The following is a 17,242-nucleotide window of genomic DNA, read 5'->3' as shown; positions in this document are numbered from 1 at the left end:
AGATGGCGAAACAGACGAGCGACTTTTTCGTGGCGCGGCTCAAGGCCTGGGGCGTGACGCGGATCTATGGCTATTCGGGCGACGGCATCAACGGCGTGCTCGGCGCGCTGCAGCGGGCGGAGGCCGAGGGCATCGAGTTCATCCAGGTCCGCCACGAGGAAATGGCCGCCTTCATGGCCGCCGCGCACGCCAAGTTCACCGGCGAGCTGGGCGTCTGCCTCTCCACCGGCGGACCCGGCGCGACGCATCTCATTACCGGCATGTACGATGCCAAGCTCGACCATGTCCCGTTGCTCGCCATCGCCGGCCAGGCCGAGACCACGATCCGCGGCGCCAATTACCAGCAGGAGCTGAACCTCGATCGGCTGTTCGCCGACGTATGCGGCTATGTGCAGGAGGTCTCCGCGCCGGCCCAACTCCGCCACGTGACCGATCGCGCGATCCGCATTGCCATCGCCAACCGCGACGTGACCGCGATCATCCTGCCCAAGGACGTGCAGGACGAGCCCTATCAGGACCCGCCGCTCCAGCACGGCTTCACGCGATCGGGCCCCGGCTATGTCCACCCGCAGGTGGTTCCGCCGGCGAGTGCACTGGCGCAGGCGGCGGAAATCCTCGATTCCGGCCAGAGGGTCGCGATCCTGATCGGCGCGGGCGCGCGCGGCGCTGAGGTGCAGGTGATCGAGATCGCCGAGCGGCTCGGCGCGGGCGTGGCCAAGGCGTTGCTCGGCAAGGACGTGCTGGCCGACGACCTGCCCTTCGTCACCGGCGCGATCGGCCTGCTCGGCACCAAGCCGTCTTCGGACATGATGGCGGGCTGCGACACGCTGCTGATGATCGGCACCGGTTTCCCCTGGGCCGAGTTCCTGCCCAAGGAAGGCCAGGCCCGCGCGGTACAGATCGACATCGATCCGGCGATGCTCGGTCTGCGGTACCCCGTCGAATGCAACCTGCACGGCGGCGCGGCCGAGACGCTCAACGCGCTGCTGCCCCTCCTCAAGCGCAAGGAGGATCGCAGCTGGCAGGAGGGGATCGTCCATGAAGTCACCAAATGGTGGAAGACGATCGAGGCGCGGGCGATGGCCGAGGCGAACCCGGTCAACCCGCAGCGGGTCGTCTGGGAAATGTCGCCGCGGCTGCCGGCCAACGCTATCGTCACCTCGGATTCCGGCTCCTGCGCCAACTGGTATGCCCGCGACTATCGTGTGAAGGCGGGGCAGCGCGCCTCGCTCTCGGGCGGGCTTGCCTCGATGGGGGCGGCGGTGCCCTATGCGATCGGCGCCAAGTTCGCCCATCCCGATCGGCCGGTGGTGGCGCTGGTCGGCGACGGCGCGATGCAGATGAACAACATGGCCGAGCTGATCACCGTCGCCAAATATTGGCAGCGCTGGGCCGATCCGCGCTTCATCGTCTGCGTGTTCAACAACCAGGATCTCAACGAAGTCACCTGGGAGCAGCGGGTGATGGAGGGCAATCCGCGCTTCCCGACCACGCAGGACATCCCCGACGTGCCCTATGCCCGCTTTGCCGAGTTGATCGGGCTGCACGGCATCCATGTCGACACGCCGGAAGCGCTGGGCGATGCCTGGGACGCAGCGCTGCGCGCCGATCGGCCGATGGTGCTGGAGGTGAAGACCGATCCCGACATCGCCCCCTTCCCGCCCCACCTAACCCTTGCCCAAGCCAAGGGTTTCCTGTCGTCGATGCTCAAGGGGGATGCCGGGCGCGGCGGAGTGATCAAGGAAACGGTACGACAGATCGCGAAGGAGATCACGGGATAGCGGATCGATATGCTGTGGGCGGAGCCGTGCCGGACACGGCGCCGCATCTTTACGAGGTGTTGATCCCACAGCGTGGTGGTACGATTGACCAGCATGCAGAGCGGGAGGAGCTATGGGCCAGGTTCTACCCGAACGACGGAGGCAGTGCGTCGAGCGATACAGCGGAGTGAAGAGAGCGTAAGGGTGCTCGCCGGTCGCTATGGGATCAGCCCGACGACGGTCATGATCGACGCGACTTACCTGAATGCGCACCGCACGGCCTCAAGCCTGCGGGTAAAAAGGGGGGTCTCGGTCGCCTGATTGGGCGCACCAAGGGCGGCATGAACACCAAGCTCCACGCCGTTGCCGACGCGAACGGCCAGCCCTGAACTTTTTCATGACTGCCGGCCAGGTCAGCGACTACACCGGAGTGGCAGCGCTGCTCGACGACATGCCCAAGGCGCAGTGGCTGCTCGGCGACCGCGGCTACGACGCCGAAAGGTTCAGGGATGCTCTGCAAGCCAAAGGCATTCAGCCCTGCATCCCGGGCCAGCGATCCCGCAACGAGTCGATCAGATACGACAAGCGGCGCTATCGGCGACGAAGCCGCATCGAGATCATGTTCGGTCGCCTCAGGGGCTGGCGCCGCGTCGCAACCCGCTACGATCGCTGCCCTACCGCCTTCTTTTCCGCCATCACCCGCCTGCCGACGTCATACTCTGGCGATTATCAACGAGTCCCGACCCTGGACTAGCGCCTCTGCCCTGTGCGCTTCCGCCGTTTCCGACCAGATCAGGCATTCAGCGTCTTTGATGTAAGCGACGGCTATTGCTGAAACGCGCCCTTCGGCTGGCGCAAACCAGCCCTGTCGAACACCGGTGCCATAGGCTTCTTCTGGTCATCGGTCCTCATTGCACTGTTGGGCGAAGCACTGCTGATCGGATTGGCCGGTGCGGCACTCGGCGGCATTATCGCCTGTCTGGCGTTCGACCGCCAAAGCATCACGACGATGGGTGCAAGCTCCGACTCGGTGATCACGTCTCGCGCTGTGTTCAGCGGCATGCTGATCGCGGTGCTAATCGACCTTCTTGAATCGCTGGTTCGTGCGGTTCGCGCCACCACATGACCACTTCCCGAAGTATTTGGGCCCGGCATAGACTAAGGACCCGTTTGGCGATTTCCCGCCGCTTCCGGTTCGGTGCCGAACGCACGCTACGCCACCGTCAGCGTGACCGTCCCCCCGATCGCGATCAGCGCCAGCGGAGGCGAATCCTGCGCCCTAACGTTCATCTTCAGTGCCTCCTCCCGGGCGACCGGCTTGTCGCCTGCCGCCCGGAAGGCAGCGAACAGTCCCAGACTGGCCAGTGCTGCGTCGGCATCGCCCCCGGTCCTGCCGATCAGATCGGGCACCGGTCGATTGTCGTCGAGTGCAGATGGCGGTGGCACGGGCACGATCTTGAAGGTCAGCTTGGCGCTCGCCGACGCCTGATAGCCGAAGCGGTTGGCAAAACCGGCATCGACCGGGGTGACGTAGGGACGCGATCGCATCGAGGCGGGAGAGCCCGGCGCCGCGTTGGCGGCACCGTCGACGCCATTGCTGCCCCCCACCCGCATCGACACCTGCACTTCGCACGTCGTTTCGGGAAGTACGTAGAAGGTCGGGCGATAGCCGATGTCGCGCAGCAGCGTGGCCGCGGCCGTTCCTTCGTCGTGATAGACTTCCAGCGTCGCCTCCAGCGAGGCACGGTCGAGCGCGGCCTGCGCATCGGCCACGCCCCGCCCGACGGCTGCAATCACTTCGCCGAGCGGCGCGGCAAAGCCGTCGCTGAATACCTCTCTCAACGTGTCATTCATCCCGACGTCTCCATCCGTCTCACGTCGTGCTGCGCGCGAAGATCGCCATCACCGTCGATCCCCGCGCAGCCGAATCACCAGCCTTGGGCGCCTGCAGCATCGCCTGGCCCTCGGCACAATCGGGGTTGATCTGCGGCGGTCCGTGATGGGCGTCGAGGGCCAGGCCGACCGACGCCAGCACCCGACGCGCCGCGCTCTCGGTCAATTGGCGAATATCGGGAATCTGGACGCCGCTCGTCTCGGTAACCGGGCTGGGATTGAACTGGAGTCCAATATCCGTGAGCCCGCCACCGACGGTCTTCAAATCTTCTTGCCCGGGGAACGTGATCCCCTTGCCACCCTGATCGACTAACGCACGGGCGTTCACGGAAATCGTCCCCAGCGAGAATCCGCGGGTGCGCAGGGCAATCTGCGCGCCGTCGATTTCGCGACCCACCTGTGTGGCAAAATCGCCGATGCTGATCACGCTGCTGGCGAGGCCGATCGTATCGGTCGATTTGCCGGCCGCGCCGGCGGCCGCCGCGGCGCGCAGCGCCGCCAGCTGGTTTTCTGAGTCCGCCAGGCGCGCGATGACATCGTCGCGCTCGCCCCGGAGTGCCGCCAGATCGCGCTCGCGCTCGGTCGCCAGCCGCTCGGCGACGGTGGCGCGGGTCACTAGGGCGTCGGCGTCGATCCTCGTCGCGGCAGTCGCTGCCGTTGCCGCCCCGACCGTATCGCCGTCGACGCCGGCAAGCCTTGCACCGACGGCGACGCGCGCCGCGGCGGGGATCGCAACGCCGCCGATCGTCGCGGTGTCACGACCTAGGCGTTTCGGCGCGACATGGCCAAGTTGGAAATGCGCCTGCTGTTCGATGCGCACGATCTCGCCGAAGTCGGCGGTCAGCGTGCCCTCGTTTGCCGACGCCGTCAGCTGCGGGACGCCGCCGAGCACTGCCGACGCCGCCTCCACGTCGACCAAGCGAAGCATCGGCGCGAGCTTCGCGTCCGCCATCCCGTCGTCGGCACGGCCCTTGACGCTCCCGTCGCTCGCAGTCGTTGCGTCGGCGATGCTGCGCCAGCCGGACTTCATGTCGAACAATTGCAACTGCACAATCTGGCCGATGAGCGGATTGCCGTCGGACGTGACGATACGGGCAAACCAGCTGATCGCGGTCATCCCAGCATCTCCAGCGGCACAGCACCGCGCGCGGTGTATGGTCCGATATTGGCAACGAGCGCCACGATCCCCGGCCTCTGATCCTTGCCGATGATCAGCCGCGTGGTCGCGATCCCGTCCGGCCCGGTGGACAACAGGCCGTCCTTCAACCGCGTCCCGGCTGCGCGGCTGAAATCATCGCGCCCCCTGCCGGCGGACAGGTGCGCAGAGGCAGCATCGTCGATATTGATCTCGATGGCCTGATTGACCAGCAATTCCCCGGCGGAATTCGTTGCCTTTACCGTGATTGCGGCCTCACCACCGATATTGACGCCTGTTGTCACCACGATGTTGGGTACCGGCAATCCATTGCCTGGCGGTATCGCGACCAGACGGCCGGTGATGTTGCTCTGGATTGCCGTCGTCGTGGAACTCTGCGGCGGTGCGGCCTGGAACATCAATGCGATGGGTCTGCCACCGCTATCGGTCTGGGTCGACATATTCACGTTGATCGTGAAATCGAGGAACGGCAAGTGATAGCCGGCGACGGGACGTCCGCTCGCATCGACTTGCTGGCCGCTGTCGAGCGCGCTCTGCGCCTCGCGCAGCCCTTCTGCCAGCGCAACGAGCAATTCCTCGATCGAATTACCGACGAACCGGCTGTCCGCAGGCATCAGACCTCTTCCCGTCGTTTGGCTTGGAGCTTGGCGAGCGCGCGTTCGCGCCGCGCGTCGTCATGCGCTTCGTCCGCCGCCTTCAACTCGCGAACGTCGCGCATCTTGTCCGCCAGTTCGGTGAGTTGATCGATCGACCCGACGGCTACCGTTAACAATTCCCGTGTGCGCTCGGCATAGCCCTTCGGCTCGGACAGCGCCGGAATCGCCGCCTTGGCGCGGCGCTGCCAATCGTCGGGAATTGCCCGCCGCGCCTTGCCCAGCGCGGTCTCCGCCATCCGCGACTTGTCGCGCATTTCAGCCCAGCGGTCGATCGCACGATCGAGCAGCCCGCTACGATCGTTGCTCGGGCGCGACGTTTCCCCGGGCGGTGCGAAGAGCGCGCGCGCGGCGTCGCGCGCTTCGGCAAAGGCCTGCGCGTCGAGCGGCGTTCCGCCACCGCCTGCCGTTTCTCCCGGTGTGGGCCGCAGCGCCGGCGCCACGTGCAGGGCCTTCGCTCTGGGCGCCATCATTCGCCCGGCGACCGAATCGATCCCTGCCGGCTTGTCCGCGTCGGGTTGTGCCCCCGCCGGTCGCGGGCGCCCGATGTCGCGTTTCACCAGGCTGCGACGTGCGTCGCGCGCGTCGGCCCAGCGCTGGAAATCCGCCCGCCTTTCCGCCATTCCTGCAACGGCATAACGCGGATCGGACGTGCCAACGCCGTCGACCGCGCCGGTCAGCGCGGCCATCTTCGCTTGCAGCTGTTCGCGCTCCTTGAGGAGCGCGGCAAGGTGCGGCGATACCGTCGTCGGATCGATCGAGGCGGCATTGGGGGCGATCGCGGAGGCAGGCTGTGGCTGCAACGCCGCCGCGCCGGCCCGTGAGGCAGCGCCCGCACGTTTCAGCGCGTCGCGCCAAGGTGCCGATAGCGTCATGGCGCCGGCGGCGTCCGCGCCGCGAGCAGGGCGCGGATCCGGGCCTCGAGCACCGCGGGCGGCGGAACCGGCACCAGCTTGGTGCGCATCAAGCTCGATCCTTCCGCGCTATATTGGTACTTCGCGGCGAAACTCGCGCTGACCGACGTCGAGGATACCGATCCGCCGGCCGCAAACGGGACAGCATAGCCGCTTGCCTTCGCGCTGAGCGTGGACTTTTTGAACTCGCTCTTGGTCTCGCTCGACATCGAGATCGACATCTTCAGTTCAATGACCGTGTCGACGAACTGGTAGAAGGTCGGCGTGAACCCAAGCTCCAGCAGGCTGTAGCTCTGGCCGTCGCCGAATTTTACGAGATAGCGCGGCGACTTCACACCATCGCCGTCCTTCTGGTCGTCCTCGTCCTCGTCATAGCCTGCCATCAGCCGGGCGATACGAAGGCTTACGAGGTCCATTTGCAACTGCGCCTCGGCCACGCCGACCCCGAGGCGCTGAATCATCTGGGGGAACGGAACGGCGAGCAGTTCGGTACCGACAGTCATTGCGACGCTCCCTATTTCGGCGGATTGAGCTGGAGATCGAGCTTCTTGCGACGGCGCTCGATATCTTCGTCGAGGGTGCGGCGGATGCGTTCCTCAAGGATAGCCGGCGGAGGCAACGGCACCAGCTTAGTCCGCAAAAGGCTCGATCCCTCTGCCGAATAGCTGTATTTGCTCGAATAGGTGGCGTCGACCTGACTGGTCGCAACCCGGCTGCCGTTCGAGCTGTCGCCGCCGAAAATCGCCCGGAAGACCCCCCCTCCCGAACTGAAATTGCGGGTGCGCGTATCCTTGGACGATTGCGACCTGGTCGACTGGTATTCGCGGGTAATCTTGATCGCGATCTTCACCTCGATGATCGTGTCGACGAACTGATAGAAGGTGGGCGAGAAGCCCAGTTCGAGCATCGACAGCCGCGTCGGCACCCGGATCAGCGCTGCGGCCTTTTCCTCCGGGGTGCCGGTCGTCGGCGTCTGGGCGGAGACCAGCTCGTTCAGCGCCGTCTTGTCACCGCCGGTCATCGCTTCGTCCGCGGCGATATAGGCTTGCGCCTCCTTCACCGTCATCAGCTCGTAGCCGAAGAAGATCCGGCTGTCGTCGAACGACTGCTTGCCGTTCTCGTCCTGAACCACCTTGAGGCCGCCCATCATCTCGGCGACTTCGATCGAGCTTGCGTCGAGCTGAACCTGGCCCTCCGCAATGGCGAACGCCATCTGGCGAATCATGTCGCCCATCGGGACGTTCAGCAATTCCTGGCCGATTGCCATGTTGCAGTCTCCTTTGCGTTACGGAGTGACAGGGACGGGCGGGCGCTCGCTCAACTTGCGCAGAACCTTTTCAAGTTCGCCCGGGACAGGCAGCGAGACGAGGCGCGCGGCGATCGAGCTCGTTCCTTCCGCGGTGACGGAAAATTTTCTGGCGTACGAGACGCTGACCGAAGCCGCGACCATGACGATGCCGGCATTGACGCCGACCCGTGCCCCGGCCGTGACCCCCAGCTCGGTTGTTTCGGTCATGGAAAAGCTCAGCTTCGCTTCGACCGTCGCCTCGGTGAATGCATAAAAGGCCGGGGAGAAGCCGAGCGCGAGGAGATTGTAGTTATCCCCGCCGATCTCGACCTGGCTGGTGGCCAGCGCGGCCGCTGTCTTGACGCTGTTTTCGTCGAGTGCATGCTGGGCATCGGCCACGGCGATACCCAGCCGTTCGATGATCTGCGGCAGGGGCGCGGAAACCAGTTCGCGCGTGACGGAAGGGACGACGCTCATGGCGCCGGTGCCGGTGCCGGAGCAGGTGTTTCAGGTGCCAGGAATTTCTTGATCTCCTGCAGAAATTCGACGGGGGCAGGGATAGCGACCAGCCGCGCGCTGATCGAACTGTTGCCGTTGGCCGATTGTTCGAACTGGCGGCTCGTGCGGTAGTCGACCGTCGCCCCGACCGCGAACGTGATCTTGCCGCTCCCCGATCCGTCCGCGGCCGGCTTGCCCGTCGCGATGTCGCTCAGCGGCTTGGAGATCGTCGCGCCGCCATCGGCGGCCAGCTTGATCGAGTCGGTCGAGAGGGTCACCAGATCGATGGTCACGGCGTCGTTGACGCTGGCGAGCAGGACGACCGATCCCTTTCGCGTTGCGCGTGTGCCATGCGTCGCGCTGCTGTCGTTGATCGATTTGGCAAGGTTGAACGCACTGGCTTCCGGCGTGTCGGCGGCGAACTTGTCGTCCGCCGTGTTGACCGCATCGCCCTTGATGTCGACCGGCGTTTTGGCATCGCCCAGCAACACCTTCTTGCCGTCGACCGGCGCTGCGTCGAACTTCTTGACAATGATGAAGCCATTGCCGTCGCCCCCGCCGGTCTTATCGGGGGTGGGCGTCGCCTGCAGCTGCACCGAGCCCTGGTTTTCGACGATGATCAGCAGATCCTTGTTGCCGTCGAAATGCACCTCGGCGCGACGAAAATGCTGGTTATTGTCTGGATTCGGGGTCTTGCTCCAAGGCTCCTCGCCGAAGTGCTTCACCGACTTGATCTTGTCGGCACCGACGCCGTTCTTCTTCAGGAATTCGGCGACGTTGGTGGCGCGGCGCTTGGCCAGATCGAGATTGTGATCGTTCTTGCCCTGGGTATCGGCATAGCCCACGACATCGACCGATTGCCCGCTTTCCTTGATGATCCTTGCGCCGTCGCGCAGCGCAATGGCGGCATCGTTCTTGATGACGTCCTTGTCCGTATCGAACAGCGCAAAGATGAAGGGCTGGAAATCGCTCTGTGAATCGATCGTGCCGTTCGGGTTGGGATCGAACGCAAGCCGCGCCTTGAAGTCCGCGAGATCGTCGATCTGCTTCGCGACCTTGCGTGCATAGAGCAGGCGGCTCGATTCGGGAGTGACCTCGGTCGAGACGCTCGGCGCAAGCTGGAACGTTTCCTTGGCCGCGGGCGTGTTGGTGATCCGGATGATGCCCGTGCTCGATGCAGCGGTGGGCAGGAAGACGACCGCATTTTCCGCCAGCAACGGGTTCTTCGCGGACGCGGGATCGAGCTCTGCCTTGACCTTGCTATCCTTGCTGGAGACGAACGCCTGCTCGAACTTGCCGGCAGGCGCGCGCAGCTTGTCTGCCAGAGCCTGCGCGGCGGTGTCGATGTCAGGGCCCGCCGCGTCGAGCTTGGTGCCATCGACAGTAATGCTGGCAGGCAGACTCTTCATCGTGATCTGCGCCGTGCGCGCACTGGCCGCCCCACCCGCTCCGCTCCCCTTGTTGCCAATCTCTCCCGTCACGTTGACGCCCAGCGCCTCGCTATCCCCGATCTTCATCGTCAGCTGCAACGACACCGTCAGGTCTGCATGCTGGTAATGGTAAAATGGCGGCGAGAGCCCGAGTTGCATCAGCGATTTACCGCCTGGATTGCCGAGGCCCGGCCGCGGCTTGGCATATTCTTCCATCTGCGCGATGGAATTCAGGTCGAGCGCTTTTTGTGCTTCGGCGATGCTCAGTCCCATCGCCTTGATGAATTCGGACACGCTGGCGTCGGTCAGCACCTGCCCCGGCGTCATGGTTTCGATAGGATTCTTATCGGCCACGGAGAGGCTCCTCGCTTCCGGAATCGGGAATCGTTAGCGCGCGGCTCGCGCGGACGGGATCGACCGTTTCGGCGCGCACCGCCCAATAGCCATGCTTGCGCTGCGCCTCGGCGATGCGGACCGGGGTGATTTGCAACCCTCGATTTATCCAGTCGAGCAGCATCGCCGACAGCGGCTGCCCCTCGCGCCCGGCCAGCGCCAACGCTTCGGCAAATCCGTCTCGCGCGGCATCGCGCTCGTCGAGCCGCAGGCGCGCCACCGCGGCACGCTCCAGCAAGGAGGCCCGGTCGCGGCGATGAAACGGCGTGTCCCGCTGCCCCACCGCATCGGCGGCCTGAGTCGCGAGATCGACGACACGCACAAAGTCGCCGAGTTTCTCAAGGCTTTCAAGTACGCATTGCAGATAATGCCGACCAAAGACGTCGGGCGCCTGCGCCGATTGCGCCAGCCGCAGCGCTTCCCGGTAGCGTTCCAGCGCTTCCTTATGCCGGCCTTTGATCGCCAGCATCTTGCCCGCTTCAGCGATGCCGATATGGACCTGATGCGCGCCGATCCGTGTCGAGGCGGGCATGGGAATCATGCGGCGCGCGCCGGCGGCGCATCGTACTGGAGCACGTCGGCGCCGGCCTGTTCCAGCCGCGCGCGCAGCAACCGGGCACGTGGCAGACTGAGCGGTGGCAATTGGAGCGGCAGTACCGCGGTGCCCGACGCGCCGACGAGCGCCAGGGCCGGCGGCGGGGCCGATTCGACGACGAGTACATGCTCGACGAAGCTCGCCAGCCGTGCCGTGACGGATATGCCCCGCGCGGCATAGGCCTTGAGACGCGTTTCGACATCGGCATGGCGGACGCCATTCTCGATGGTGACCGGGGCCAAGGCCAACACGGAATCGCAATCGTCTAGCGGGATCCCGGCGAGTTCCTCGAGCGCTGCGGCGACACCGGGATCGTCGCTGTCCGCGGCATCGAGTTGCACGTCGTACCGCAGGAACGCCTGATTGAAGACCCGTACGCCTGGATTCCGGGCCAGTCGCCGCCAGATCCGGTCGGCATCGCCATGGCTCAGGTCCATCACCACCAGGCTGGTATCGTCGGCAAGGACGACTCCGGGCAGCATCGACGCGACAGCCGCGCGTTCGCTGGGCGGCAAGTCGCCCGCGAACAACGCATATCGCGATGTCAGCGGATCGGCAGTGGTCAGCTCCAGCGCACCCTGCGGAAGCCGCGCCTCGAACGCTGCGACGGTGACGGGACTGACATTGCCCAGCACGATGCCCGGCGGCGTCATCAGCAATTCCATCGCTTCATCGACAGACACGCCAAGAAAGTCGGCGATTGCCAGTCCGGCTGCCTCGGTAAGCGCGGGATCGGCAATCTCGGCTGCGACATCGAGCGTGACGGCGGGTTCCAACGCGGTGGGGGAAACGTCGACATCGACGACGAGGCCCAACTCGCAAAGCAGCGCGCACATTGCGTCGGCAGCAGATCGAGGAAGTGCGCGCGCAAGCGGCGACGGGGCACGATAGATCGACGCAACAACCGCTTCGACAGGTAAACCGAGGCCCGCGGCGATGGCAGCTGCAATGTTTGGCGAAGCGCTGCCGACACTGCGCACGATCACGTCGAACCGCAGATCGCCGCGCCAATCGACCGATCGCATATTCGGAAGAATCAAGGCAGCACCTGCTGGGTAGCCGTCGCCGCGGCGCCCCTCCCCGTGCAATCATTCACCTCGTTAGATGGTCGCACAAAAAAACCTCCGTCGCCTTATGACGACTGATTTCTTAGATTAGGAAGTGCGCTACACCCGCAAACGCAAGGTTCGTGTACGCAAGCGATTGTTTATTGTGAGGCGACCGAACGCGACTTTGCACAATATCACCGAGTCTTTATAAATTTGCCATACGCCGTTGGTATTGTCAACGTAACTCGCCGGGTTCAGTAATGAAGTAGGAAGCTTCAATGATTTATCAACAAATAGTCGGTGTCGTGCCCCGCTTCATGCAAGAGCGTGCTCGCAGTGCGCCGCAGATCATGCGGGCTGGGCTTGGCCAGTGGTTTGCCTTTCTTCTGCGTCGAAAGGTCAGCGTCAGCACATGGCTGCGCTCCGGGCTGCTCATCGGCAGGTCCAAATCGTACCGCGACAAGAGGACGCACTCCGATCCGCCAGCAAAGATTTTCAGCGATGAAGATATCAGCGCCTGCCGCGACAGGGACACCAAGGCGTGAGTTTCGCCGCTTCATATGCTCCTCGGGGATGGTCCAGAGCACCTCGCTGAAGTTGATCTCGCTCCACTCTGCGTTGGTCAGCTCGCTCTACCTTCTCGGCAGTTCGCATGCCATCAATCGTGCCATCCAGATTACGTGCTTGCCGCTGCCAGACCATGCCGGACGCGTGATCATTCCCACTCGATTGTTCCAAACCCAGGTACGTCATCGACCTAGGCTCAGGACCTATTAAATTGCTTGCGAACGGCCTGATCGATTGATTCACTGGGCGGCGCGAGGAGGCGCTGCCATGAGTGATTTGATTTGGCTGTCGGAGGCGCAGATGCGCCGGATCGAGCCACATTTCCCGCTGTCGCACGGGATGCCCCGGGTCGATGACCGCCGGATTATCAGCGGGATCATCTTCGTGATCCGCAATGGTCTGCGGTGGCGCAATGCGCCTGCTGAGTACGGGCCGCCGAAGACGATCTACAACCGGTTCATCCGCTGGAGCCGTATGGGCGTGTTCAACAGGATTTTCGGGGCACTGTCGGCCGAGGGTGGCAAGCCGGATCAGTTGATGATCGACGCCATCCATCTCAAGGCGCACCGGACGGCAGCCAGTCTGCTCAAAAAGGGGCTGTTCCCCGACCGGCCTGAACTCCAAGCTTCGCGCCGTCTGCGATGGCAAGGGCCGCCACTGGTCATGCTGCTCAGCGAAGGGCAGATGAGCGACTATAAGGGCGCGGCGCTGATGATCGATGCCTTGTCCAGGGTGAAAGCGCTGTTGGCCGATCGGGGCTATGACGCCGACTGGTTCCGTGCCGCCCTCGCAGCACGCGACATTGCAGACGCTTCGCGGAAATCTCCTATCTTGATCGGTTATCGAATGGAGGCGCGCGGTGGATCATAGCCCCAGCACGCTGCGGTCCGCGGTAGCCGCGGCCAGGTCGGCACGCGCCACCAGCGCCTGGTAGCGTGCATCCAGCGCGCGCAACCGCGCGTCGGTCGCGCTTTCCTCGCGCTGGTTGATCAGGAAGAAGTCGCTGGCGCCCATATCGAAGCGGCGCTGCTCGGCCGACGCCATCTTGCCCGCCAGGTCGGCTTCCTGCGACGCGAGGTCGGCGACCTTGTCGGCCCCCTCGATGTTGATCGCGATGCCCTTCACTTCGATCGCGATCTGCTCCTCCAGCATTCGGTGGCGGGTGCGCAGGCCGTCGATCTCCGCCTTGGCCTCGGCGATGCGGCCGCGGGCGCTGCGCCGTTCGAGCGGCACCGAGAATTTGACGCCGACGATTGCCTCGGCCGGGGTGCGCGACGGGCCGCCAAGCCCGATTGCGCCGACATCCTTGCCCAGTTCCGCGCGCGCGTCGAGCCGCGGTTTCAGGTCGTTCTCGGCCAGATTGAGCCGCGCCAGCGACTGGTCGATGCGCACCAGCACCGTCTTCAGGTCGGGCCGGAGGATCGGGCCGGCCTTGCGGGGCGCGATCGCCAGTTCGGGCAGCGCGTCGGGCAGCTGCTCGGTCGCCGGGACCAGGGGCACGCCATTGGCGTCGCGCCAGAAGAAGGACAGCGCGTTGGCGGTTTCCGCCAGCTTCTGCTCGGCCTGCGCCACCAGCGATCGCCTGCGGGCGAGATTCTGGTCGTTCTCGGTGATCAGGATCTGCGAACGCGCGCCCAGCTGCACCTGTCGCGCCAGCTGCGAGCGCCGCTTTTCGGACAGCGCCAGCAGGTCGCGATAGGCCTTGAGGCGCAGCCCCGCGATCGCCCAGGCCTGATAGGCGCCCATGGCGCGGCGCTGCACCCCGATCGCCACCATCTCGCGCTCCAGCCGGGCGACGTCGACATCCTGGTCGGCGAGCCGCAGCTTGGTGCGCCGCTCGTCGGTCACCCGGTCGCGCAGCAGCGAGAAGACTGCCCCGACTTTGAACTCGCCGAGCTGGTTGGTGTAGGCCTTGTCCTCATAGACCGGGAAACGCCCACGCGAGACGCGGTACCCAGCGTAGAGCCCGCCGCCGTTGTTGTCCAAGGCGCGGCTGGCCTTCGCCTCGGCCACCGAGCCGTCATAATAGCCGAAGGGGCGCGTCTGGGCGTCGACGTCGAACACCACGTCGAACGCGCCCTCGGCGCTCAGCGCCTTGCCCTCGGCCTGACGCTGCTTGGCCAGCGCCTCGATGATCTGCGGCGCGTTCTGCGCCGAGGAGCGCAGCACCTGGTCCAGAGTCAGCGGCCCCTGTGCGGCAGCGGGCACCGCGAACGCCAAGGCACCGAGGGAGAGCAGCAGCCGGATCATTTCTTTTTCTTCTTGTAGACGTCCATGCTCTTTTCCTCCGCCTTGTTGGCGGCGGTGCCGAATTCGAGCGGGAAGTCGTTGAGCTGGCGCCAGAGTTCATAGCCGACCGGCACCGTCTCGCCCTGCACCCAGCCGCGCACCTTGGCGCCGAGGCGGACGAAGCGGTCGCCCGGCCAGGCGAGCGTGCCGGGCATCGGCTCGATCAGCACGCGGAACAGCCCGTCGGGCATCGCCGAGGGATCGACCGAGCGCACCCGCCCGTCGAACAGCCCCCAGGCCATGGACGGCCAGCCGCTCAGCTGGATCGCGGGCCAGCCTTCGAACTCCAGCCGCACGCGGCGGCCGGGGCGGACCAGCGCGATGTCGCGCCCGTCGACCATCAGCTCGACCACGCGCTCGGTGCCGCCTTCGGGCGCGAGCGTCGCCAGCTCGGTGCCGGCGCTGACCAGCGTCGCGCCGGCGGCGGCGTTCAGCGTCTGGATACGACCGTCGCGCGGTGCACGGACGATCTGCACCGCCTGGCGGTTGAGCGAGACTTCGATCCGGTTGAGCTTGGCCCGCGATTCCGCGAGCTTGGCGCCCTGATCGGCGACGCGGATCTGCGCCTGTTCATAGTCGCGCCGCGCCGCCAGCCCTTCGTTGAACAGCGTGCGGGCGCGGTTGACGTCGATCGAGGCGACGGCACGGGCGCTTTCGAGCGAGGCGATCTCGGCATGGACCTGATCGCGCTCGGCGGCGAGGCGCGCGAGCAGCTCGGGATCGTTATCGGAAATCTTGGCGATCGGGTCGCCCTTCTTCACCGCCTGGCCGTCGGTGACGAACCATCGCTCGACCCGGCCGGGCACCAGCGCGGTGACGGACTGGACGCGATCGTGCGGATCGAGCGCGACCACCTGTCCCCGCCCCGCCGCGGTCTGCACCCAGGGCACATAGACCATGGTGACGCCGAGCAGCGCGATGGCGATCACGATCATCCAGGCGATGACGCGGGCGATGCGCGGCGGGCGCATGCCGGCCAGCGTCGGGAAATGGCCGATATGGTCAGGCCTGAAGGGCATTGCCTGCCTCCTGCGCAGTGAGGGTGGCGCGGAGCGCTTCGAGTGTTTCGAAACGTGCCTGGCTGGTCTTGCCCAGCCAGAGATAGCCATCGCGGCGGATCGCCTCGGGGCGACCGGTAAAGAGGAGCACGGTGGTTCCTGCGTCGCGCAGCGCATCGAGCGCGGCGGTCAATCGTGTTGGAGGGATCAGATCGTAGAGCGGGCCGAGCAGCAGCACGCGCGGCCGCGCGAGCAGCGCATTGGCGAGCTTGAGCGCCATCAGCTCGCCGATCGACAGCGGATAGCCCGAGGCGGCGAGCGGAGTATCCATGCCCTCCGGCAACTGGCCGATGCGGGCGTCGAGCCCGACCAGCGCAAGGGCGTCGAGCACCTTGCCCGCCGGGATGCCGGCCCCGGCCAGCCCCAGATAGTCGCGGATGCTGATCTCGACGATGGTCGGGCGGTCGAGCACGATCACGTCCGAGCGCAGGCGATAGACGTCGAGCGCCTCCAGATCGACGCCGCCCACCATCACCAGCCCGCGATCGGGCTGCAGGTTGCGCTTGAGCAGCATGGCGAGCCGGCTGTCCATCGTCGGCGCGCCCACCACGACCAGCTGGCTGGCCGCCGGGATGGTCAGGTCGATGCGGGCGTCGCCGGCCTCCACCTCGCGCAGCCGTACCTCGCCATTGCCCGGCGCTTCGCTGCTGCGGCTATGGGTCTCGTGCGGGATGGCGTAGAGCAGCGACACTTCCTCGGCCGCCGCGACCATGTCGTAGAAGGCATCGAGATAGGTGCCGAGCTGGCCGAGGCCGTAGAACACGCCCGACAGGATCAGCTCGGCTGCGACCAGCTGGCCGATCGAGAGCTGCCCCTGCAGGATCAGCCAGCCACCCATCGCGAGCAGCGCCGCGCTGGCGGTGGCGTAGAGCAGCAGATAGGCGCAGGTCTGGGTGAAGCTGAAGCGGAAGTGACGGCGATGCGCGGCGACATAGGCGGCGGTCATCGTCTCCGAACCGTCCATCGCGAAGTCGAGATGGCGGCTCGACTTGTAGAAGCCGTTGGAGGTGCCCAGCCCCTCCAGCCAGCGCGCCGCATCGTGCTTGGCATGGCTGAGCGCCACCGCCGAGCGGATCGCGCCGGGCGACCAGAGCTGCCAGATCAGCCACACCAGCGCGATCAGGATGACGTTGAAGCCGAGGAAGAACGGGTGGTAGAAGCTCGTCACCACCAGACCCACCACCGATTGCAGCAGGATGGTGAAGCCGCCGATGACGAGGCTCGGCACGCTCTTCTGCACCGTCATCAGGTCGAAATAGCGGTTGAACAGGTCGACGCGGCGGGCATCGGCGAAGAAGGGATTGCGGGCGTGGACCGCGCGGATGGTAATCTCCGCCATGGTCCGTGCAAAGATCCGCCGCTCGAACAGCGCCATGATGTGGACGCGCAGGGCGCTCAGGATCACCACGATCAGCAGCAGCGTGAACAGCAGCGCGGACAGCGTGATCAGCGGCGCGGGCAGCGCGATCTTGGCGACGCTGTTGATCAGTAGCTGCACCGAGATCGGAGTCGCCAGCGACAGCAGGCTGATCGCGATCCCATAGACCATCGCCAGCCGCAGATAGCCGCCATCGGGGCCGATCACCTCGCCCAGCCAGCCGCGCACCTGCCCCCAGCCGATCTTCTGCTTCGCCATCTCTCCACCTTACTCCCTTCCGGATCGACCAAGTGCGGCCCGCACACCATAAGCACAATGGCA

General features: G+C 65.5%; 17 protein-coding genes and 1 pseudogene. 5 read left to right on the top strand and 13 right to left on the bottom strand.

Annotated elements, in window-relative coordinates; translation table 11 throughout:
• Window positions 1-2 precede the first annotated feature (2 nt).
• The 3 genes and pseudogenes from GGR89_RS18175 (at window position 3) to GGR89_RS18160 (ending at window position 2,886) form a co-directional block, all read left to right on the top strand.
• Window positions 3-1,781, top strand: a complete 1,779-nt coding sequence (locus GGR89_RS18175) for a thiamine pyrophosphate-requiring protein (RefSeq protein WP_125974799.1) — start codon at window positions 3-5, stop codon at window positions 1,779-1,781.
• Between the two features lie 216 nt (window positions 1,782-1,997).
• Window positions 1,998-2,514 (top strand): annotated as a pseudogene (locus GGR89_RS18165) (IS5 family transposase); the annotation flags it as partial.
• Window positions 2,515-2,679: 165 nt separating this feature from the next.
• Window positions 2,680-2,886 carry a hypothetical protein gene (locus GGR89_RS18160; RefSeq protein ID WP_125974801.1) on the top strand — a complete coding sequence of 69 codons (207 nt, stop codon included), beginning with the start codon at window positions 2,680-2,682 and terminating at the stop codon, window positions 2,884-2,886.
• A gap of 86 nt (window positions 2,887-2,972) precedes the next feature.
• Here the strand turns inward: GGR89_RS18160 and GGR89_RS18155 are convergent, their stop codons facing one another.
• The 10 genes from GGR89_RS18155 to GGR89_RS18110 all read right to left on the bottom strand — a co-directional run bounded on the left by GGR89_RS18155 (window position 2,973) and on the right by GGR89_RS18110 (window position 11,605).
• Window positions 2,973-3,614: a PASTA domain-containing protein gene (locus tag GGR89_RS18155; RefSeq protein WP_125974803.1), complete on the bottom strand. Its 642-nt coding sequence runs from the start codon at window positions 3,612-3,614 to the stop codon at window positions 2,973-2,975.
• Between the two features lie 19 nt (window positions 3,615-3,633).
• Window positions 3,634-4,770: a hypothetical protein gene (locus GGR89_RS18150; protein ID WP_125974805.1), complete on the bottom strand. Its 1,137-nt coding sequence runs from the start codon at window positions 4,768-4,770 to the stop codon at window positions 3,634-3,636.
• A complete protein-coding gene (locus GGR89_RS18145) occupies window positions 4,767-5,423 on the bottom strand; it encodes a hypothetical protein (protein WP_125974807.1) in 657 nt (218 codons plus the stop codon). Before GGR89_RS18145 ends, GGR89_RS18150 begins: the two co-directional genes overlap by 4 nt.
• Window positions 5,423-6,151: a hypothetical protein gene (locus GGR89_RS18140; protein WP_125974809.1), complete on the bottom strand. Its 729-nt coding sequence runs from the start codon at window positions 6,149-6,151 to the stop codon at window positions 5,423-5,425. The genes GGR89_RS18145 and GGR89_RS18140 overlap by 1 nt, the downstream gene beginning before the upstream one ends.
• 182 nt (window positions 6,152-6,333) lie before the next feature.
• Window positions 6,334-6,879 (bottom strand): hypothetical protein, encoded by a 546-nt coding sequence (locus GGR89_RS18135; RefSeq protein ID WP_125974811.1) that lies wholly within the window; start codon window positions 6,877-6,879, stop codon window positions 6,334-6,336.
• Window positions 6,880-6,890: 11 nt separating this feature from the next.
• Window positions 6,891-7,643, bottom strand: a complete 753-nt coding sequence (locus tag GGR89_RS18130) for a hypothetical protein (protein WP_206431170.1) — start codon at window positions 7,641-7,643, stop codon at window positions 6,891-6,893.
• Window positions 7,644-7,661: 18 nt separating this feature from the next.
• A complete protein-coding gene (locus GGR89_RS18125) occupies window positions 7,662-8,141 on the bottom strand; it encodes a hypothetical protein (protein WP_125974813.1) in 480 nt (159 codons plus the stop codon).
• A complete protein-coding gene (locus GGR89_RS18120; protein WP_167713040.1) occupies window positions 8,138-9,904 on the bottom strand; it encodes an OmpA family protein in 1,767 nt (588 codons plus the stop codon). Before GGR89_RS18120 ends, GGR89_RS18125 begins: the two co-directional genes overlap by 4 nt.
• Before the next feature lie 31 nt (window positions 9,905-9,935).
• On the bottom strand, window positions 9,936-10,526 hold the full coding sequence (locus GGR89_RS18115; protein ID WP_125974817.1) for a peptidylprolyl isomerase: 591 nt from the start codon (window positions 10,524-10,526) through the stop codon (window positions 9,936-9,938).
• On the bottom strand, window positions 10,523-11,605 hold the full coding sequence (locus tag GGR89_RS18110) for a hypothetical protein (RefSeq protein WP_125974819.1): 1,083 nt from the start codon (window positions 11,603-11,605) through the stop codon (window positions 10,523-10,525). The genes GGR89_RS18115 and GGR89_RS18110 overlap by 4 nt, the downstream gene beginning before the upstream one ends.
• 302 nt (window positions 11,606-11,907) lie before the next feature.
• Here GGR89_RS18110 and GGR89_RS22915 point away from each other — a divergent pair, with 302 nt between their 5' ends.
• Window positions 11,908-12,174 carry a hypothetical protein gene (locus GGR89_RS22915; protein ID WP_164542648.1) on the top strand — a complete coding sequence of 89 codons (267 nt, stop codon included), beginning with the start codon at window positions 11,908-11,910 and terminating at the stop codon, window positions 12,172-12,174.
• Between the two features lie 289 nt (window positions 12,175-12,463).
• Window positions 12,464-13,066 carry an IS5 family transposase gene (locus tag GGR89_RS18100; RefSeq protein WP_125974821.1) on the top strand — a complete coding sequence of 201 codons (603 nt, stop codon included), beginning with the start codon at window positions 12,464-12,466 and terminating at the stop codon, window positions 13,064-13,066.
• Here the strand turns inward: GGR89_RS18100 and GGR89_RS18095 are convergent.
• Genes GGR89_RS18095 through GGR89_RS18085 form a run of 3 tightly spaced genes read right to left on the bottom strand, consistent with a single transcriptional unit; the run spans window position 13,061 to window position 17,179 of the window.
• Window positions 13,061-14,446, bottom strand: a complete 1,386-nt coding sequence (locus GGR89_RS18095; RefSeq protein WP_125974823.1) for a TolC family protein — start codon at window positions 14,444-14,446, stop codon at window positions 13,061-13,063. The genes GGR89_RS18100 and GGR89_RS18095 overlap by 6 nt on opposite strands.
• Window positions 14,443-15,504: an HlyD family secretion protein gene (locus tag GGR89_RS18090; RefSeq protein WP_125974825.1), complete on the bottom strand. Its 1,062-nt coding sequence runs from the start codon at window positions 15,502-15,504 to the stop codon at window positions 14,443-14,445. Before GGR89_RS18090 ends, GGR89_RS18095 begins: the two co-directional genes overlap by 4 nt.
• Window positions 15,488-17,179, bottom strand: a complete 1,692-nt coding sequence (locus GGR89_RS18085) for an ATP-binding cassette domain-containing protein (RefSeq protein WP_125974827.1) — start codon at window positions 17,177-17,179, stop codon at window positions 15,488-15,490. The genes GGR89_RS18090 and GGR89_RS18085 overlap by 17 nt, the downstream gene beginning before the upstream one ends.
• Window positions 17,180-17,242: the final 63 nt, after the last annotated feature.

Origin of the sequence: Sphingomonas trueperi (assembly GCF_011927635.1) — a bacterium.
Taxonomy (GTDB): domain Bacteria; phylum Pseudomonadota; class Alphaproteobacteria; order Sphingomonadales; family Sphingomonadaceae; genus Sphingomonas; species Sphingomonas trueperi.
Note: the sequence above shows the minus strand (reverse complement) of the source record. Positions and strands in the feature narration are given on the sequence as shown.

Bases quoted from the DNA above. Each gene is read 5' to 3' on its own strand.
- GGR89_RS18150 (WP_125974805.1), bottom strand. From the start codon at position 4,770: ATGACCGCGATCAGCTGGTTTGCCCGTATCGTCACGTCCGACGGCAAT.
- GGR89_RS18140 (WP_125974809.1), bottom strand. From the start codon at position 6,151: ATGGCCGCGCTGACCGGCGCGGTCGACGGCGTTGGCACGTCCGATCCG.
- GGR89_RS18130 (WP_206431170.1), bottom strand. From the start codon at position 7,643: ATGGCAATCGGCCAGGAATTGCTGAACGTCCCGATGGGCGACATGATT.
- GGR89_RS18175 (WP_125974799.1), top strand. From the start codon at position 3: ATGGCGAAACAGACGAGCGACTTTTTCGTGGCGCGGCTCAAGGCCTGG.
- GGR89_RS18135 (WP_125974811.1), bottom strand. From the start codon at position 6,879: ATGACTGTCGGTACCGAACTGCTCGCCGTTCCGTTCCCCCAGATGATT.
- GGR89_RS18100 (WP_125974821.1), top strand. From the start codon at position 12,464: ATGAGTGATTTGATTTGGCTGTCGGAGGCGCAGATGCGCCGGATCGAG.
- GGR89_RS22915 (WP_164542648.1), top strand. From the start codon at position 11,908: ATGATTTATCAACAAATAGTCGGTGTCGTGCCCCGCTTCATGCAAGAG.
- GGR89_RS18090 (WP_125974825.1), bottom strand. From the start codon at position 15,504: ATGCCCTTCAGGCCTGACCATATCGGCCATTTCCCGACGCTGGCCGGC.
- GGR89_RS18155 (WP_125974803.1), bottom strand. From the start codon at position 3,614: ATGAATGACACGTTGAGAGAGGTATTCAGCGACGGCTTTGCCGCGCCG.
- GGR89_RS18145 (WP_125974807.1), bottom strand. From the start codon at position 5,423: ATGCCTGCGGACAGCCGGTTCGTCGGTAATTCGATCGAGGAATTGCTC.
- GGR89_RS18095 (WP_125974823.1), bottom strand. From the start codon at position 14,446: ATGATCCGGCTGCTGCTCTCCCTCGGTGCCTTGGCGTTCGCGGTGCCC.
- GGR89_RS18115 (WP_125974817.1), bottom strand. From the start codon at position 10,526: ATGATTCCCATGCCCGCCTCGACACGGATCGGCGCGCATCAGGTCCAT.
- GGR89_RS18110 (WP_125974819.1), bottom strand. From the start codon at position 11,605: ATGCGATCGGTCGATTGGCGCGGCGATCTGCGGTTCGACGTGATCGTG.
- GGR89_RS18125 (WP_125974813.1), bottom strand. From the start codon at position 8,141: ATGAGCGTCGTCCCTTCCGTCACGCGCGAACTGGTTTCCGCGCCCCTG.
- GGR89_RS18085 (WP_125974827.1), bottom strand. From the start codon at position 17,179: ATGGCGAAGCAGAAGATCGGCTGGGGGCAGGTGCGCGGCTGGCTGGGC.